Genomic DNA, 17,615 nt, shown 5'->3' on the forward strand with positions numbered 1-17,615 from the left:
CTTCTCTGACTCTTTAATAAAAATTTTATAATGCTTTGAGTTTATGTATGTCAGAAGAATTACTTATTAATGTCACGCCTATGGAGTGTCGGGTGGCATTAATCGAAAATGGAACTGTTAATGAGCTGTATGTTGAACGTACAGTCAAACGTGGTCTAGTCGGCAATATTTACAAAGGTAAAGTCGTGCGGGTGCTTCCGGGCATGCAAGCTGCCTTCGTTGATATTGGTTTGTCTCGAACAGCCTTTTTACATATCAATGATATGGTTTGGCCTCGTTCACAGCCTACCCCAAATGTTTTTGAACTCTTACATCCCGGGCAAACGCTTACTGTCCAAGTAATGAAAGATATGTTGGGTACAAAAGGTGCGCGTCTGAGTACTGACCTTTCAATCCCTTCTCGTTATCTGGTTCTCATGCCATATGGAAATCATATTGGTGTATCTCAGCGTATTGAGTCTGAAGAAGAGCGAGAGCGACTACGTAATATTATCGAAGGTATTCAATCTGAACATAATTTGCCGGGTAGCGTGATTGTACGTACAGCTGCTGAAGGTGTCGATGAGGCAGAAATTGCACAGGATATGTGCTATCTGAGTAAATTATGGGAATACATTCAAAGAAAACAAATTGATGTTGCTGTCCCTTCCTTAATTTTTGAAGAGCTTCCATTACCTCAACGTATTATTCGAGATTTGGCTAGCGACGAAACTGCAAAGATTTATGTCGATTCGAGAGAGATTCACGCCAAGCTTCTTGAGTTTGTTGAAGAATTTGTCCCGAATATGCAGAGTCGACTCATTCATTATCCGGGCGAGCGACCACTATTTGATCTTTATAATGTAGAGGAAGATATTCAAAAAGCCTTACAAACCCGCGTAGCTTTGAAGTCAGGCGGCTATCTGATGATCGATCAGACTGAAGCCATGACAACGATTGACGTTAATACGGGTTCATATGTCGGTGGTCGTAGTCTTGAAGACACCGTTTTTAAAACCAATATGGAAGCGACTCAAGTGATTGCGCGTCAACTTAGACTGCGTAATTTGGGTGGTATTCTCATTATTGATTTTATTGACATGCAAGAGGCAATTCACCGTGAAGAGGTGATGCGTCAATTTGAAAAAATGCTTGAGCGTGATCACGCTAAGACCAAAATTACTCAAGTGTCAGAACTTGGGTTGGTTGAAATGACGCGTAAACGCACACGTGAATCGTTAGAACATTTGCTGTGTGAGTCATGTCCAACCTGTCAAGGACGTGGTTTTGTCAAAACAGCAGAGACAGTGTGTTACGAAATATTTCGTGAGATATTACGATATACCCGTGCATTTGAGTCAACGAGTGGCTTTACTGTTGTTGCTCATCCTTCTGTGATTGACCGATTATTAACAGCAGAAGCGCCAGCAGTGGCAGATTTAGAGCATTTCATCAACCGTGTCATTAAATTTCAAGTCGAAAATTTATATACGCAAGAGCAATACGATATCATTTTAAGTTAAAGTTGTAACAAGATATCGCTTAATCCTTGTTACAACTGAAATTTTACTTTCATTCATGAATTTTAAATACTACTTACATACAGTAGCCGTAGACGTTCTCCCTATTTAACGTCTTAGCAAACAATAAGAGGTATAACCCATGAATGTAAGTGAAAACTTAATTAGCAACGGTCTTAAACATGTTTTAGAAAGCACGCCAGTAAATAGCTGCTATATGTTGAATGACCAAGGTAAAGAAGTACCGATCACAACTGCAATGATTCGTTCAGTATGTCATCAGTTACTTAACCAGTGCCGCACAATCAAAAAATAAGGGGCCAATTTAAGCCCCTTAGTTTTCTAACTTGCTGAATGATGTTTCAGCTGCTTCTCTACAATAATTTCTTCAAACCGTTGAATCTCATCTTCTAAGTGAGTCAAAAGGTTTTGCATTTTTGGCAAGGCATTTCGACAAGCTGTTAATCCAACTTCAAGCTTATCTAAATAACTCGTCATAGTAATGTTTAGTGCTTGTCCATCCATGACAATTGAAGCAGGGTAGAGAGCGTCTAATTTCGCGCCATTCCAATAAAGCGGCTCACGTGGTCCTGGTACATTGGAAATGACTAAATTGAACGCCTGACGCTTAGGAAGCATTCCTGACATGATGTTTAATCCTGCCGGACCATAAACAACCGCACTATAGTTTAAAATTTCATTCGCAGTCATGCGGCTAAAGCGTTGCTTTGAATTTTGCATGCTGCGACGAATAATTTCTAGACGTTCTAATGGTTGGTCTTTATGAGTTCCTAAATTTGCCAAAATCATGGTAATCCGGTTACTCATATCAGAGTCATCGGTGCGTAACGAAGCTGGCACCATGGCAATAAGTGGTTTTTTAGGTAAGCTATTTTGACTAATCAAATATTCACGTAAAGCACCAGAACATACTGCGAGTACAACATCATTAATTGTTACGCCTAACACTTTTGAAATCTTTCTAAGACGACTCAGTTCAAATGATTGGGCTGCAAAACGACGTGAAGCACTCACTCTTTGATTCAAAATCGACACTGGCGCCTGAAAAGTAGAAACATAATCAGGATTTTTGCCCATTTCTTTAAATATAGTCTGAGATAGCTCTTGCATGACTTTAGGAGCGATATCGAGTTGAGACTTAATACCGCCTAAAATACTCTTAATTTTACTTGTGCTTGGAGTCGGTACTTTTAGTCGTTTAGTTCTTTTGCTCTCAACACACCATAAAGGAACGACGTGTTTCTCTTCAGGTGTTTTTGAAAGTGATTTTTCAATCAAACGCATACCTGCAACGCCATCGACCATTGCATGATGGATTTTAAAATACATGGCAAAGCGATTGCCTTCGATTCCTTCAATAATGTCACAAGTCCAAAGTGGCTTAGCACGATCAATTAATGAACTATGTTGCTGTGAAATATAAACCAGAAGTTCACGAATACGGCCAGGATGAGGCAGAGCAATGTGGCGAAAGTGATGATCGATATCAAACTCTTCATCCTCATCCCAAAATAGACCATTTAAACGGTTATTGAAGGGTGGAATAGGAATGCTTTTTGAGCGTTTAATATCTTCAACTAAATCATGTACAAAAGTTTCAGGTGCATTTTCAGGAATTTCAAATAAAAACAATCCACCGACATGCATGGGTTGCTGTCTTTTTTCAAGTGACAGAAAAATGAAATCAATTGGATGTAATGGACGCATAAATCATTGTGCCTCATGCATTTTTCTAAGAAGCCCTTATCTGAGCTCTTATTAGAATTATAGAACCGTAAAATTAAGTATATAGCGTTTAGAGTAGATAAAATATGACTTTGTGTACGGAACATGACATAAAAAAAACCACTGATTTAGCAGTGGTTTTTTGATAACAAATTACTTTTTCATATTACCTGCGTGTAATCCACACTCTTTTTGAGTCGCTTCTTCCCACCACCAGCGCCCTTCACGCTCATGTTGGTTTGGTAATACAGCACGTGTACATGGTTCACAGCCAATAGAAACAAAACCACGTTCGTGAAGAGGGTTATATGGAATCTCCATCATACGGATGTAGCTCCATACTTCAGCACTTGTCCAGTTTGCTAAAGGATTATATTTAATGAGTTGCTTACCTGGACCAGAGAAACCTGCATCAGCTTGTACGACTGGAATTTCTGTACGCGTACCAGGGCTTTGATCTTTACGTTGACCCGTAATCCAACCGTCTAAAGTCGCAAGTTTTTTACGTAAAGGCTGAACTTTACGGATACCACAACATTCCTGATGCCCATCTGTAAAAAAGCTGAATAAACCTTTTTCGTTGACCATACTTTGGACAGCTTCAGATTCAGGGAAACAAATTTCGATATTAATATTGTAGTGTTTACGGACAGTTTCAATAAATTGATAAGTTTCAGCGTGGAGTCGGCCAGTATCGAGACTAAACACACGGAACGGCTTACCTAAACGTGAAGCAATATCAATTAAAACAACATCTTCTGCTCCCGAAAACGAAATCGCAATTTCACCTTGTTGGCTTAGGGCAAGTTCTAAAATTTCTCGAGGACTTTTGGTTGCATACTCAGCAGCAAGAGCATCTACGATATCAATAGTCGGAATAACGGTCATGTGTGTTCCTGGCAAAAGGCTTGGGCGCATTGATTTATGAAAAATATTCTAAAGGATAGTTGATAAAGTGCTTAGCACTTTAATTTCGAACCTTATGAATAAAATTGATTTGATCAATAACAACGCAAAACTGAAAATCTTAGTGGTATGATACAGCAATTTTTAACCAACGTTGGAAGCATTCATGGAAATCGTATGCCTAGATCTTGAAGGGGTTTTAGTTCCTGAAATCTGGATCAATTTCGCTAAAAAAACAGGGATCAAAGAACTCGAAGCAACAACTCGTGATATTCCGGATTATGATGTTTTAATGACTCAGCGTCTTAATATCTTAAAACAACACGGTTTAGGCTTAAATGATATTCAAGAAGTCATTGCTGAGATGGGGCCATTACCAGGCGCAAAAGAATTTGTTGAATGGGTAAGCACGCATTTCCAACTCGTGATCTTGTCAGATACCTTCTATGAGTTTGCACACCCTTTAATGAAGCAATTGGGCTGGCCAACAATTTTCTGTCATAAATTAGAGACAGATGAAGAGGGAATGATTACAGCTTATAAATTACGTCAACCAGATCAAAAACGTGAGTCTGTTAAAGCACTACATGGCTTAAATTTCCGCGTAATCGCAGCTGGCGATTCGTATAACGATACAACCATGTTGGGTGAAGCTGATCATGGTTTCTTATTTGATGCACCTGCAAATGTAATTGCCGAGTTCCCACAATTCCCTGCAATCCACGGCTATGATGCATTAAAAGAAGCAATCCGTTCAGTTTCGAAACGTAGCATTCCTGCTTAAGAGATAAATAATAAAAAAGGCGCTTAAAGCGCCTTTTTTATATGAATGAGCTTTGAAACTTAGAATTTATAACCAAGTTTTAAACCATAAGCGATTGCGTTGTTGTCAGAGAACTCTGCAACATATTCATCACCACCAGCTTGTGCACCTGTTTGAGCTTTAGCATCACCCAACCAGAAATATTTTACACCACCAGCAATAAATGTTTGTGGAGTAGGGCTATATTGAACACCTAAACCTACGTTCCAGTAACCTTCTGTTGGTCCTAGAGTTGTGATTGGGTTACCTGCACCAGAGTCCCAACCTACAGACACATTACCAGCCCACTTGTCGGTAAGTTTACGGCCTACACCAGTGTTTACAGACCATTGGTCATCTGTATAGCTAACTAAATCAAAACCATTTGGACGATTGACAATTGGGCCTACAACTTTTGATAGTTGCCCAAATTTGTATGGTTGAACAGAGAAATCTTTCCAGTTCACCCAACGTATGTTAGCAAAGGCAACAGTGTCAGCCATGATTCCTGTTTGAAAATCAAAGTTAACTGATTGAGGTGTAGTAATTGTAGTATCTGCTGAGCTATTTTTAATTGCTTCACCAGCTGCAGCTTGCCCTAATAATGAAAGAGCAGGAAGTGTAGGCAAGTTTTCACGAATATTGACATCATGGTCAATTTCAGAGCGATACGTTAAAGAAGCTTTTAATGCAATTTCAGGAATTTGATAAGCGAAACCTGCTAACCAACCTGCACCACCAGTTTCTTTAATATCTGCGTCATAGCCATTGTAAATACTATAGGCTTGACCACGGAGATTGATATTTCCTTTAATGGTTTGATATACACCACCTGCATAGAAATTCCAGTTTTGATTCGGTTGGAAACCAAAAACCATTGCAAGGTTCTGGGTATCAACTTTAACCTTGGTGGCACCTTTACCAAGCAAACCATTGACTTGAGCTAAACCGGCGTCAACCTTTGCAGCAACACCTTGTTTAACACCCGCATCGATAACAGCTTTAGTAGTTGCATCATTATTATAAGCATTTAAAGTGGCAGCAAATTGTGCTTGTCCAGCAGGAGAGGATAAGTCAACTCCTTGGGCTTGCAGGGCGGCACCCACACGTTGATTAGCAGTTAATCCATTAAATGTTGTATCAATAGTGCTTGTACGAATAGCATCTAATCTTTCAGGAGCTAAAATTGTATTGGTGCTATCTGATACAAATACATTTTTTCCAGAATATTCAGCATCTGCGCCGAATGGTTGATCGTATAGTATACCAAATGAGAATTTATCATTAAGTTGCAGTTTTAATGCAGCATTGGGGAAATAATAATCATTACCCATATCACCAATATCACGGCGCGTTGCACTTGTACCAGCTTCTTTACCCGCTACATCTGGATCTAAAACAGAAATACCCGCTTCAAAGTAATTATTAGGCTGCAAAAATGCAGACATTGATTGTCCAGAGCGATCCAATGCTGCTGCAAAAACCCCAGTTGCAGGCAGCGTTGCTAAAATCATTGCAGTGCTCAGATGTTTTAATTTCATTTTAATCTTTCCTTGAACTTCAAGACATTTTTTTAAAAGTAACAGAGTTAAACCGTTTAAACTGTGTTGCCTTCAAAGCTCCTAATTACAAGTAATAGAAGCTTTGATAACTCCATGTAACAAAAATAGCATAATTACAATAAGAGTAAATCTGTTATATGAACTGAAGAGTACTCACTTTTTATACAAATAGTGCCAATAATGGATGAAATATGAAGGAATATTTTCATTATTAAACTAATTTAATTAATTGATATTTATATTTTTTATCTATTAGTAATGGTCTTTGTTTTTATGACATTTTTGTCACAAATCCAAGAAAAATGGTCAAAGATTTTTTTGTAAAAATATGAATTAAGTGATTAGGAAATGAGTATTGGTTGTCATTTTTAGTTGATAAGTCTAGTTTATTTACATCTGTATATTATTGATTAACTTTTATATTCTTAATTTTATAAAAAAGTTTACCTTAGTTTTTTTACCATTTGATCTATTTTTTGAACGAATTTAGATTTCTATTTGAAAGTTATGGGCAAGAAAATAACCGAAAATAGTAAGCTAAATTCGGCTATTTAATTTTTAGAGCTCAAACACAGCATTAGAGTGGATATAGTCTTTCATCAAATTGCTCAAGCTTAGGAAATTTTAGTGGTTCAAGCTGGTCCAAGTGAGTGAGGTAAGTCACATAGTCTTCAAGAAGGCTTTCTCTTGCTTCTTGGCTAATGTAGGGTACATGGTAGGCAATGAATGGTGGTAAAACTTCAAAACCGGCATATGCCAAAGTACCACGTTGAATCGGTGATAAATAATTTTCAATTGGGCCGTGAATTGAGTTCTCTCCAAACATGTGTGTTCTACCACCGAGTGTTAAGCACAACATCGCTTTTTTTCCAGACATTCCCCCATGGTTATAAAACCGCTTACCACCATAAAACAAGCCAGAGACGAACACACGATCAATCCAGCCCTTTAAAATTGCTGGAACAGATGTCCAATAAAGTGGGAAATTTAAAATAACTAAATCAGCTTTTTTTACTTTTTCAATTTCTACTTGAATATCTGGAGCTAGAAGTTGATTTTTGCTGGCATTTCTTTGTTCGAGAGCATAATTAAAATAATCAGGTTGGTTAAGCTCTAGAAAATCCTCTTTGGACGCAACAGGGTTAAATTGCATCGTATATAAATCTGAAATCTCTACTGTGTGCCCCAATTTTTCTAAGGTTTGTTTAGCTGTACTTTTTAGAGCAGCAGTAAAAGACTGTGGTTCTGGATGAGCATGGATAATCAGAATGTTCATAAGGTGACCTGTATTCTTTTCAGAAATTGTGCTGTCTAGTGCAATTCAGCGGATTTTGTTTTGAATAACTATGCATCAATTTAAAAGCATGGCATAGTTCATGAACTGACAGTTTTTACCATTTTACGCCATTTTATTTTGCTCAATGGGTTGCTCATGAATCCAGAATTACCCGGAACTTATATTAATTTAATCGTCGAGACTGTTAAGCGATGGGGTGTCTCTGATGAGCAACTTTTAGATGGAAGTGGAATAACCTTAGACCAATTAAAAAAGCCCTACTGGTATGTTGAGTTCAACATTTTAAATCAGTTTATTGAACGGGCGATCGAGTTATGCAAAGAGCCAGCATTAGCTGGGTATTTAGCTTTAAGTATGACGGCTTCATGTTATGGTTCAGTCGGAATGGCCGCTATAGTTTCTCTAACTTTAGGTGAGGCGCTGAAAATTCTTGAACAATTCATTGGCTCACGTTGTAGGGTTTTTAAACCAGAATTAAAACAAGAAAATAATGATGCATGTTGGTCAATTCATCAGCCTGTTAATCAATTTCAATTGAGTCCAAATGCCAACATTTTTTTGTTAGTTGGTTTTGTTCAAATTGCAAAAAAATTAACAGGACTTTCTCATTTAGGAAAAGTTGAATTACAAATGCAAGAACCGATAGGTTTTTCCCAAATAAGTCATCAACTGGCGGTCACTTGTTTATTTAATCAAAAGTGTAATCGTTGGATATTTCCAAAAGAGTATTTAGCACAGCCTGTATTAACGGCGGACCCAATGCTAGCGCCGTTGTTAAATGCACAATGCAAGCGGGATATAGATAAATTAAAATTAAAAAGTGGCTGGAAAGGGCGAGTCAAACAAGTTGCTGAAAAATTGCTTTTGAATGGGGAGATTGAGGCATTGAAAGTTGGGCAAGTTGCTCAAATCATGAATATGTCAGAGCGAACCCTGCAACGCTATTTAGCTCTTGATCACACTAGTTTTACCTTTTTGGTGGACTCACTTAAAAAAGAGCATGCTCAGAAACTTTTAGCTCAAAATAACATGTCGATTGAAAAAGTGGCTTTAATGCTGGGTTATGCCGAGACTTCTCACTTTACCCGTGCATTTAAGCGCTGGATGGGCGTCACGCCTAAATATTTCCAAACCAAATATAAGATGGATGATTTAAGTTAAAAGGCCATAAATTTATGGCCTTTGATTTATCATTTGAGTTAATTAAGTAGATTGTTCTGGCTTAGATGAGAGTGATTCAATTACTTCAAAATAGCTAGGTGGTGCTGGAACATGTCCTCGGTCTCTCAATAGACGGTGCATACGCGGCAATTTGAAGTAGGGCACCGAAGCCATTAAATGATGTTCCATGTGGTAATTGACATGAATAGGGGCCACAAAGCTTCTAGCAATCCAACCTGCACGTGTTGTACGGGTATTCGTTAAAGCGGTATTGCTCGTTTGCATCCCTGCATGTTCGGCCATGGAGCGAATTCTTAAAAATAATGGGAAGGGTGTTAAGTAAGCTAGGGGCCATAACCAATAAAACCGTTGTTGACCAAAAGCTTTTAAAACCCCATAAAGAGCTACATTGGTTGCAATGGCTCCACTACTGTTTTTTATAAGACTTTTAGCATAGTCAACGAAGTCTTTATTACTTCGGTCTAGCCAGACTTGATCATTTGCAACCGTCCATTTCATTAAATCGAGATCCATTAACACTCGACCAAAGCTAAACTTTAATCCGGTCATACCCGTTAAGTCGCGTAAGAATTTACGAGTAAGAGATTTCTTGCTCACAGGAAAACCAGAAACTAAAGAAAGGTCTGGGTCATCTGGAGTAGACGTTTTTGCATGATGACGCACATGATGTACGCGATATTTTTGTAGATCATTCCAGATGGGACGGGCGCATAGCCACTCACCGACAAAGTCATTTATTTTTTTATTTTTGAACAAGCTTTTATGCGATGCATCATGCATCAAAATCGCTAGACATAACTGGCGACCAGCCAATATTGCTAAAGCAAGCATACAAGCAAGTAATTTGCCCCAACTAGGTAAGTAATCCCACATCATGATTAAACTGGCAAATGTTCCGCCAATAACAGCCCACGTACTTGCAACAGCCCAAGCACCATATGCATCTGAGGGGTGTGTGAGTTCCTGTATTTCTTCTCTGCTAAAGAGATCGGTCACACTGACTTGTGCATTCATTTTTATTCTCCCAAATCAGATTTTGGCATTCATCTTTTATATTACCAATATAATCATAAAATTTTAAAAAGTGTAATATTTGTTTGTAAAAAAATAAATCTTTCTTTAATGGGCTAATTCATTTTCATAAAGTTTTTGCCATAGCTTTTGTCCAATCGAATCGAGCTGCTGTACATTCTGAGCAAACTGGTTGCGGGCATGTTCGTTAACAAATGGAGGGGGCAGCAGAGGATCATTCATGAGTAAGGTAATCGTTTCACGTCCTAATAACAAAGCTTGAGTCGCAGCTTCATTTAAGGATAAATTTTTATAATTCAAAAGCCATTCTTGGATATCTTGACTATACATCTCATAATTTTCTTCAAGCTGCTTCGTATCCCATAAAGAAGGAATTAACGAAACTGTTTTTGAGTCAAATTTTTGAATAATAGAAATTTTGGCTTCATTTTCAAGACCCGCTAAAACGAGCTCCTCACATGTTTTTTCAAAGCTATACGCTAAATTGTCTGGACGTATATAAATACCAGTTTCGAGCTCTCTAAAACCAAATTGATGTAAAGCGTGTTCTCTCTTTTTTAAAGCGGTCCGATCTATACGCCCCAATGTCCCCGTAAATACTGCCAGATAATTCTGTTGCCATTGTTTAGTCTGCTTAATGCCATTTTTACGATTTAAAATGACTTTTGCCCATACTTTAGTTGAGGGCGAAAGTTGATAAATACCGCGCTCTACACTTTCTATCATGCCTTCATTTAATAGCCGAGTCGTAGCCACACGAATACCGTTGTCACTCATATTAAAGAGTTTAGCGGCAATCAATATTTGTTTAATGGTGAGTTGAGGGTAAGCTGAGGAAAGAAATAAATCGATAATAAGATGACGTGCATTAATTTTGGTATTTTTCATTCAGATAGAATTTTTGATATGAGTTGCATGTAAGAAAAATAATATCATGTTTTTGTAATGTCTTTTTAAGATCATTTTTAGGGTCAATAAGCGTAAAAATCTTTAGCTATAGAATGAGAAGTTTTGTAGTTCTTAACCAAGTTCATCTTTTTACGATAGTTAACCTAAGATTGTCATGATGATGTGATACATTATTCCCCTTTAAATAAACCGCCTTTTGCTAAGGGCAATAACCACAAATGCTAGAAATGATCTGATATTGGGCATGAACTAGGCCAAAACTATGGTTTGTACATGATATAAAACAAATTTTTAGACTTTTCTGGTGATTAACTTTTTGAGCAAGTGATGGAAAATTTTGAAGTTATAAAAGCACTGTTTTTAGGCTTTGTCGAAGGCTTAACTGAATTTTTACCAATCTCGAGTACAGGCCATTTAATTTTATTTGGTCATATTATCGATTTCCATTCAGACGGCGGTCGTGTATTTGAGGTTGTAATCCAGTTAGGTGCTATTTTGGCAGTGTGCTGGTTATACCGACAAAAAATTGTTAACTTGATTAAAGGCTTCTTTAGTGGTGATGTAGAATCACGTCATTTTGCTATCAGTGTACTTATTGCATTCTTCCCCGCAGTTATTATTGGGGTTTTGGCAGTAGACTTTATTAAAAGTGTTTTATTCAGCCCAATTGTGGTGGCGATTGCCTTAATTGTCGGGGCACTTATTATTTTCTGGGTTGAATCTAGACAATTTGAACATAAGACACTCGATGCAACTAAAATTACTTTTAAACAAGCACTTTTAGTTGGACTTGCTCAGTGTGTTGCTATGATTCCAGGAACTTCACGTTCGGGTGCAACAATTGTAGGTGGAATGTTTGCGGGCTTATCACGTAAGGCTGCTACAGAATTCTCTTTCTTCCTTGCTATGCCAACCATGTTGGGTGCCGCAACTTTTGACTTGGTTAAAAATGCTGATGTACTGACTGCCGATAATATGATTAATATTGGGGTAGGTTTTGTTGCTGCTTTTATTGCCGCATTGTTTGTTGTAAAAGCATTGGTTCTGTTTGTAGAGCGTCATACGTTACGCGTATTTGCTTGGTATCGAATAGTACTCGGTGTAATCATTTTGATTGCCGCAATGTTCTTTAATTTATCGGCTTAAATAATCTGATGAAGTGAAAAACCTAGAATGTTCTAGGTTTTTTTATGCCTAAAAATTGATTTGAATTGCCTATTTATACAAAGTCAACGTAAGAGAGATGTTTTCATTTTAGGTTCATTGTTATATTGATTATTAGATTACTTCTCACAATAAAACTATGCCGCAAAATCATCTTACAGAACATTTGGTCGATGCATTTTTGCACTTGGCTCCAGCAGAAGGTCTCTATCCCACTTTTATCTCTAACATCACTTTGATGCGTGTAGATCATTCCACACCTCCTGTTGCCGTGCTGCAAGAACCCTCAATTGTTTTAGTTATACAGGGGTTGAAGCGAGGGTATATTGGTAAAGAAATCTTTCAATTTCAACAAGGGCAGTGTTTATTCATCTCAATTGCAATACCTTTTGATTGCGATACTGTTGTTGAAAATAATGAACCCATGTTGGCGATTGCAATAAAATTTGAACCACAAATGATGACTGATCTCATTACTAAAATGGATAAACAGCAACAAGTGGTTACTGAAGATGCTCATTCAGAAGATTTAAAATTAAGCTGCGGGCTTAGAGTGATCGACATGAATGCCACCATTTCAGAGGTTGCTCTCAGATTGCTCAATTTACTTCGCTCTAAACAAGATACTTTTATACTAGGTGAGCAAGTTAAAAGAGAACTGGTTTATCGTGTGGTGCAGGCCTCAGGTGGCAATCTAGTCGAGAGTTTATCCGCTATAGCAAGTCGAAATGGCGTGATTTACACCATTTGTGAAATTATTCAGCGTGATTATTATCATAACTTAACGGTTCAAGAGTTGGCGAAACAAGCAGGCATGAGCATCTCGCTTTTTCATCAGACTTTTAAAAAGGTGACGAATTATTCGCCCTTACAGTACATCAAAATTACTCGGTTACATAAGGCTCGTGAATTGATCATGAACAATAAAATGGGTGTAGCAGAAGCCGCCTATGAGGTTGGTTATGTCAGTGCTTCACAATTTAGCCGAGAATTTAAGCGACTGTTTGGCGTTCCTCCCAAGTCCTCAATTATTTAACGTAGATTAGTATTTTGAAATATAAATCAAACATGGAGCATTATATGACCCTTCCAACAACCATGAAAATTATTGAAATTACGGCTCCTGGTGGACCTGAGGTTCTAAAAGTTCAAGATGCTAGTCTCCCAGTACCTCAAGCAGATGAAGTCTTAATTGAGGTAAAGGCTGCTGGAATTAACCGTCCTGACGTTTTGCAACGTATGGGATTATATCCAATGCCTAAAGGTGTTACTCAAATACCCGGACTTGAAGTCGCTGGTGTTGTGGTTGCTGTAGGTGACCAAGTAGATCAATTCAAGGTTGGTGATAAAGTTTGTGCGCTAACAAATGGCGGCGGTTATGCGGAATACTGCGCGGTAACTGCAACTCAAGTATTACCAATTCCTGAAAATCTATCTTTTACACAAGCTGCTGCGATTCCGGAAACATTCTTTACGGTTTGGGCAAACCTGTTTGATATCGGCCGTTTAAAGAAAGATGAAACCGCACTAATTCATGGTGGGGCAAGTGGTATTGGAACCACAGCTTTAGCGATTTGCCACGCTTTAGGAATTAGAACTTTTGCTACCGTTGGTAGTGAAGATAAAGTTGAAGCACTCTCTAGTTTCACCACAGCAATTAACTATAAAACCCAAGATTTTGAGCAAGAAATTTTGAAACATACACAAGATCAAGGTGTTGATGTCATTTTGGACATTGTGGGTGGTTCTTATTTCACGAAAAATTTAAATCTATTAAAACGTGATGGCCGACTTGTCATTATTGGTTTTATGGGTGGTCGAATCGCAAAAGAATTTGATTTACAAAAACTGATTTTAAAACGTGCCACAATTACGGGTTCAACGATGCGAGCACGTAATAGCCAAGAAAAAGCAGAGATTGCACAATCTTTGCATGAGCATGTATGGCCGCTCTTGGCACAAGGTAAATGTTTACCGCAAATCTATAAAACGTATGCTTTTTCAGATGTACAAAGTGCTCACGCATGTATGGAACAAGGTGATCATATTGGAAAGATCGTTTTAGAAATGAATGCGTAACGCTGTAATTATTAAAGATTGGGCGAACGACAGGTTCGCCTAAACTGAATTTTATAACTCTAGATTCTGCCTATTTCTCTATAAAAATTGCCAAATTCTATTTGCAGTTTGCACCAGTTCCATAACTTCACCTATAAATTGAGAAGAAATAATAATTGGCTCTTACCTTATTATTTCTTTCCATATTGATGAAAGAAGGATAGTAACAATGAATACCGCAAATATTGATGATAAAAATCCTACTCCAGATTTGGCTGAAGATAATGCCTTTTTCCCATCACCTTATTCACTAAGTCAATATACTGCTCCTAAAACCGATTACGACGGCACGACTTATTCAACACCGTATGCGGGCAATAAAAAAGTTTTAATGATTGCAACTGATGAGCGTTATATCCAGATGCAAAACGGTAAGTTCTTTTCAACAGGCAACCATCCTGTAGAAATGCTTTTACCGATGTTTCATTTAGATAATGCTGGTTTTGAAATTGATGTTGCAACACTTTCAGGGAATCCTGCCAAACTTGAAATGTGGGCGATGCCAAAGCAAGAACAAGTGGTATTAGACACGTTTCAGAAATATGCAGAAAAATTAAAAAATCCATTAAAGCTAACTGATATTTTAGAAAACGCAGTGGGGGAAAACTCACCATATGCGGCTGTATTTATTCCGGGTGGGCATGGCGTATTAGCTAAAATTCCACATAGCCTTGAAGTGAAAAAAGTTCTTAAATGGGCGGTTGAACAAGATAAATTTATTATTACTTTATGTCATGGTCCAGCTTCATTACTGGCTGCGGCAGTAGATGAACAGCCAAAAAACTATATTTTTAAAGGCTATCAAATTTGTGTATTCCCTGATTCATTAGATAAGGGAGCAAATATTGATATTGGTTATATGCCTGGAGCTTTACCTTGGCTAGTAGGTGAAAACCTTGAAAAACTCGGTGTAGAAATTTTAAATAAGGGCATTACAGGTCAATGTCATAGAGATCGTAAATTGCTAACTGGTGATAGTCCGCTTGCTTCTAATAATTTAGGAAAACTTGCAGCTGAAACATTGTTGGCTGAAGTGAAGGATTAAGTAAACAGTTTTTATAGAAATAGGGCTTATATTTATTAAGTCCTATTTTTTTATAATAAATAATGTGTTAGGTGTAAAATTGAAAAAGATAAGTAATGTAAAATCAGCATAATAAGTAAGAAATAGGAGAATATTAAAATGATGAAAATAGAAGATATAAATCTACTCGAGCAAGGGTATAAGTTGGTATTTGATTTAAGGTCATCTTCTTCAATCTTGATGGATGAAAATTACATCAAAAATATACAGCAAACTACGTTGGATAAGGGAACAACTATGGGGCTTAAGGGCGACAATGGTTTATATGCAACAGCTGAATGGTGGGAAAATATCAAAAATGGCAATATAGAAACTTATTGTGTGAAAGGAGTAATAGTTGGGATTAATAAGGAAAATCCTTTTATAGAAGGGAATACAATGATTACAATTAAAGTAAATGGAACGAATAAAGAAATTTTTCAAGATATAGTTTTTACGAGTGAAAGAGAAAAAACTATTAGTGAAGAGCTTTACAAAGCTGGAAATGAGATAGTATCTATTTATATTCTTGATAAATTAAAAGAGGAAGATACTTGGAATTGGGTAGTAGAAGAGAAATTGGGTGTTTCTCCATTACTTAATAGAGTTTACATTAAGGGTGGAGGTTAAAATTATTTTATATTAATGGATTGTAGGGATTTAATATGGATGAAGATGAAATTAATATTATAGCCTATAGCTATGTAGGTTATATTAAATTAAATAAAGATATTATTTTTCCTTCTGGTGGTAATGAAAATGATATTATTTACAACCAAAGTGGAGTTAATAGGAGGGTTTTTTCTGGATATGTTAGCTTTCCCGAAGTTGAAAAGAACACTTTATTTTATATGAAAGCTTTTTTGCTTACTCTTACTGTAGATATACCTTGTAATGAAGAAATTCATTCTTTAATTAAAATATTTTCATATTGTGAAAACCACTCTTTGTTAATTGAAAAATTATCATTAGGGTTAAAATCTAATTCAAAAGGTTTTGTTTTTAATGGGCTTAAAGAAATAATAGGTGATTTTTACTTGTTAGAAAAAATTGATGACTTGTTTTTCTATGATGGAAGAGAGGAGTCGTACAATATATTTTTAAAAAAAGATAAATAATTTAGATAGTTACAAATTATAAAATAGATAAGGATTAAATAAAATGATAGGGAATTGTGCATTGATTAATCAAGGATATAAATTAATTTTTGATTTAAAAATATGGTTGGAAAAAAATGGGGAAGATGAGATGAGATCTACACATGCTTTGACTCTAGATAGCACTACTAATAGTGGTTTAAGTGGAGTGTATGGTTTATATGGAACAAGTGAGTGGTGGGATAATATTGAAAAAGGTAATGTTGAAACATATATTGTAAGCGGGGTAATAGTTGATCTTAGTAAAAGGAATGTTTTTGTTGATGACAATACAATGATAACTATTGAGTCAGATAATACTGAAGAAGAGATATATGAAGGAGTAGTATTTACGAATGAAAATTTGAAAAAAGAGTATAGTCATCTTTATTCTATAGGAAATAAAATAGTTATTTTTTATATATTAGATGAGTTAAAGGATAAAGATACTTGGAATCCTTTAATTAGAGATAAAATAGGTGTTTTACCTATAACAAGTAAGATTTATATCAAAGAGGGAAATTAAATTTTTATTATTGACTCAGTAAATAATTTGAAAAATTATAGTAAATATATAGGCTATAACTAAATTTTTAAAAGAAATTGTGATCAAGAATATTTAATGAATATAAATAAATGTTTGAATATGGTAGTAAGTATCACTGAATATAAATTTTAAGATTAAGAGCTTCTAATATGAAATTAAAGGAAATTTACTTTTATCTGCTTAAAATGCATAAAAAAAAGATAGTTTTTTTAATTTTATTTTTAACTTTATTAAGTATTTTTATGCAAGTTAAGATGGGATTAATTGACTATGGATACTTTTTTGCTAGTTTTTTAAGTTGTTATGTTTGTATCTCTACTTGGTGTAATGGATTATTTGCTGAAACTTTTCCCATTACAGAATCAAGTACTAATGGAGAGGTTATAGGGAGATGGATGATAATTTTTTCAAGTACGTTTTTTCATTTTTATATGATGCTTAATCCATTATTAGATAAATAATTTTAATAAAGGATGAATTGTTAATATGAATAAATTAGATTTGAGTCTTAAGGTGGTTCAGGACAAAGATTCGTTAGAGCTAAGTCATATCGCCTTTGAAAATTCAGCCTTTATATGGGCTAAGGATAAATCTGATTTAATATTTATGATTTTCAGTATGTTAATAATAAGCAATTTTTTTATATAATATT

18 protein-coding genes are annotated in these 17,615 nt (G+C 36.2%); 12 read left to right on the forward strand and 6 right to left on the reverse strand.

The window, feature by feature from the left end; all coding sequences use genetic code 11:
• Positions 1-47 precede the first annotated feature (47 nt).
• Complete coding sequence (gene rng / locus ACT53H_RS16210; RefSeq protein WP_004789319.1) at positions 48-1,502, forward strand: ribonuclease G; 1,455 nt, start codon at positions 48-50, stop codon at positions 1,500-1,502.
• A 139-nt stretch (positions 1,503-1,641) separates the two neighbouring features.
• Complete coding sequence (locus ACT53H_RS16215; RefSeq protein ID WP_002116397.1) at positions 1,642-1,815, forward strand: PA1571 family protein; 174 nt, start codon at positions 1,642-1,644, stop codon at positions 1,813-1,815.
• 26 nt (positions 1,816-1,841) lie between these two features.
• On the opposite strand, the gene ACT53H_RS16220 is transcribed toward ACT53H_RS16215, so the two are convergent.
• Together ACT53H_RS16220 and ACT53H_RS16225 are read right to left on the reverse strand one after the other, a co-directional pair.
• Positions 1,842-3,227, reverse strand: a complete 1,386-nt coding sequence (locus tag ACT53H_RS16220; protein WP_004789320.1) for a WS/DGAT/MGAT family O-acyltransferase — start codon at positions 3,225-3,227, stop codon at positions 1,842-1,844.
• Between the two features lie 171 nt (positions 3,228-3,398).
• Complete coding sequence (locus ACT53H_RS16225) at positions 3,399-4,133, reverse strand: phosphoadenylyl-sulfate reductase (RefSeq protein ID WP_312824341.1); 735 nt, start codon at positions 4,131-4,133, stop codon at positions 3,399-3,401.
• 184 nt (positions 4,134-4,317) lie between these two features.
• On the opposite strand from ACT53H_RS16225, the gene thrH reads away from it, so the two are divergent.
• Positions 4,318-4,935 (forward strand): bifunctional phosphoserine phosphatase/homoserine phosphotransferase ThrH, encoded by a 618-nt coding sequence (thrH, locus tag ACT53H_RS16230; protein ID WP_003655338.1) that lies wholly within the window; start codon positions 4,318-4,320, stop codon positions 4,933-4,935.
• 59 nt (positions 4,936-4,994) lie between these two features.
• Here the strand turns inward: thrH and ACT53H_RS16235 are convergent, their stop codons facing one another.
• On the reverse strand, positions 4,995-6,494 hold the full coding sequence (locus ACT53H_RS16235) for an outer membrane protein transport protein (protein ID WP_476009666.1): 1,500 nt from the start codon (positions 6,492-6,494) through the stop codon (positions 4,995-4,997).
• A 598-nt stretch (positions 6,495-7,092) separates the two neighbouring features.
• Positions 7,093-7,791, reverse strand: coding sequence for an NAD(P)H-dependent oxidoreductase (locus ACT53H_RS16240; RefSeq protein WP_476009667.1), 699 nt, complete (start codon positions 7,789-7,791; stop codon positions 7,093-7,095).
• Positions 7,792-7,947: 156 nt separating this feature from the next.
• Here ACT53H_RS16240 and ACT53H_RS16245 point away from each other — a divergent pair, with 156 nt between their 5' ends.
• Positions 7,948-8,973 (forward strand): AraC family transcriptional regulator, encoded by a 1,026-nt coding sequence (locus tag ACT53H_RS16245; RefSeq protein WP_476009668.1) that lies wholly within the window; start codon positions 7,948-7,950, stop codon positions 8,971-8,973.
• Positions 8,974-9,015: 42 nt separating this feature from the next.
• On the opposite strand, the gene ACT53H_RS16250 is transcribed toward ACT53H_RS16245, so the two are convergent.
• Both ACT53H_RS16250 and ACT53H_RS16255 read right to left on the reverse strand, forming a co-directional pair.
• A complete protein-coding gene (locus tag ACT53H_RS16250; protein ID WP_476009669.1) occupies positions 9,016-10,008 on the reverse strand; it encodes a fatty acid desaturase family protein in 993 nt (330 codons plus the stop codon).
• A 105-nt stretch (positions 10,009-10,113) separates the two neighbouring features.
• Entirely contained in the window at positions 10,114-10,914 is an 801-nt protein-coding gene (locus tag ACT53H_RS16255; protein ID WP_476009670.1) for a PaaX family transcriptional regulator C-terminal domain-containing protein, read from the reverse strand.
• A gap of 348 nt (positions 10,915-11,262) precedes the next feature.
• Here ACT53H_RS16255 and ACT53H_RS16260 point away from each other — a divergent pair, with 348 nt between their 5' ends.
• The 8 genes from ACT53H_RS16260 to ACT53H_RS16295 all read left to right on the forward strand — a co-directional run bounded on the left by ACT53H_RS16260 (position 11,263) and on the right by ACT53H_RS16295 (position 17,424).
• Positions 11,263-12,081 (forward strand): undecaprenyl-diphosphate phosphatase, encoded by an 819-nt coding sequence (locus tag ACT53H_RS16260; protein WP_005309907.1) that lies wholly within the window; start codon positions 11,263-11,265, stop codon positions 12,079-12,081.
• A 157-nt stretch (positions 12,082-12,238) separates the two neighbouring features.
• Positions 12,239-13,135, forward strand: a complete 897-nt coding sequence (locus tag ACT53H_RS16265; RefSeq protein ID WP_174759380.1) for an AraC family transcriptional regulator — start codon at positions 12,239-12,241, stop codon at positions 13,133-13,135.
• A 32-nt stretch (positions 13,136-13,167) separates the two neighbouring features.
• The gene (locus ACT53H_RS16270; RefSeq protein WP_174759379.1) at positions 13,168-14,178 is read left to right on the forward strand and encodes an NAD(P)H-quinone oxidoreductase; all 1,011 of its coding nucleotides are present in this window, start codon (positions 13,168-13,170) and stop codon (positions 14,176-14,178) included.
• A gap of 208 nt (positions 14,179-14,386) precedes the next feature.
• The gene (gene hchA, locus ACT53H_RS16275) at positions 14,387-15,262 is read left to right on the forward strand and encodes a glyoxalase III HchA (protein WP_476009671.1); all 876 of its coding nucleotides are present in this window, start codon (positions 14,387-14,389) and stop codon (positions 15,260-15,262) included.
• A 138-nt stretch (positions 15,263-15,400) separates the two neighbouring features.
• On the forward strand, positions 15,401-15,910 hold the full coding sequence (locus ACT53H_RS16280; protein WP_353156733.1) for a hypothetical protein: 510 nt from the start codon (positions 15,401-15,403) through the stop codon (positions 15,908-15,910).
• Positions 15,911-15,945: 35 nt separating this feature from the next.
• Entirely contained in the window at positions 15,946-16,398 is a 453-nt protein-coding gene (locus ACT53H_RS16285) for a hypothetical protein (protein WP_353156736.1), read from the forward strand.
• Positions 16,399-16,441: 43 nt separating this feature from the next.
• Positions 16,442-16,942: a hypothetical protein gene (locus ACT53H_RS16290; RefSeq protein ID WP_353156739.1), complete on the forward strand. Its 501-nt coding sequence runs from the start codon at positions 16,442-16,444 to the stop codon at positions 16,940-16,942.
• Between the two features lie 170 nt (positions 16,943-17,112).
• On the forward strand, positions 17,113-17,424 hold the full coding sequence (locus tag ACT53H_RS16295; RefSeq protein WP_353156742.1) for a hypothetical protein: 312 nt from the start codon (positions 17,113-17,115) through the stop codon (positions 17,422-17,424).
• The last annotated feature ends 191 nt before the right edge of the window (positions 17,425-17,615 follow it).

It is taken from the genome of Acinetobacter sp. DMC2 (assembly GCF_056314305.1).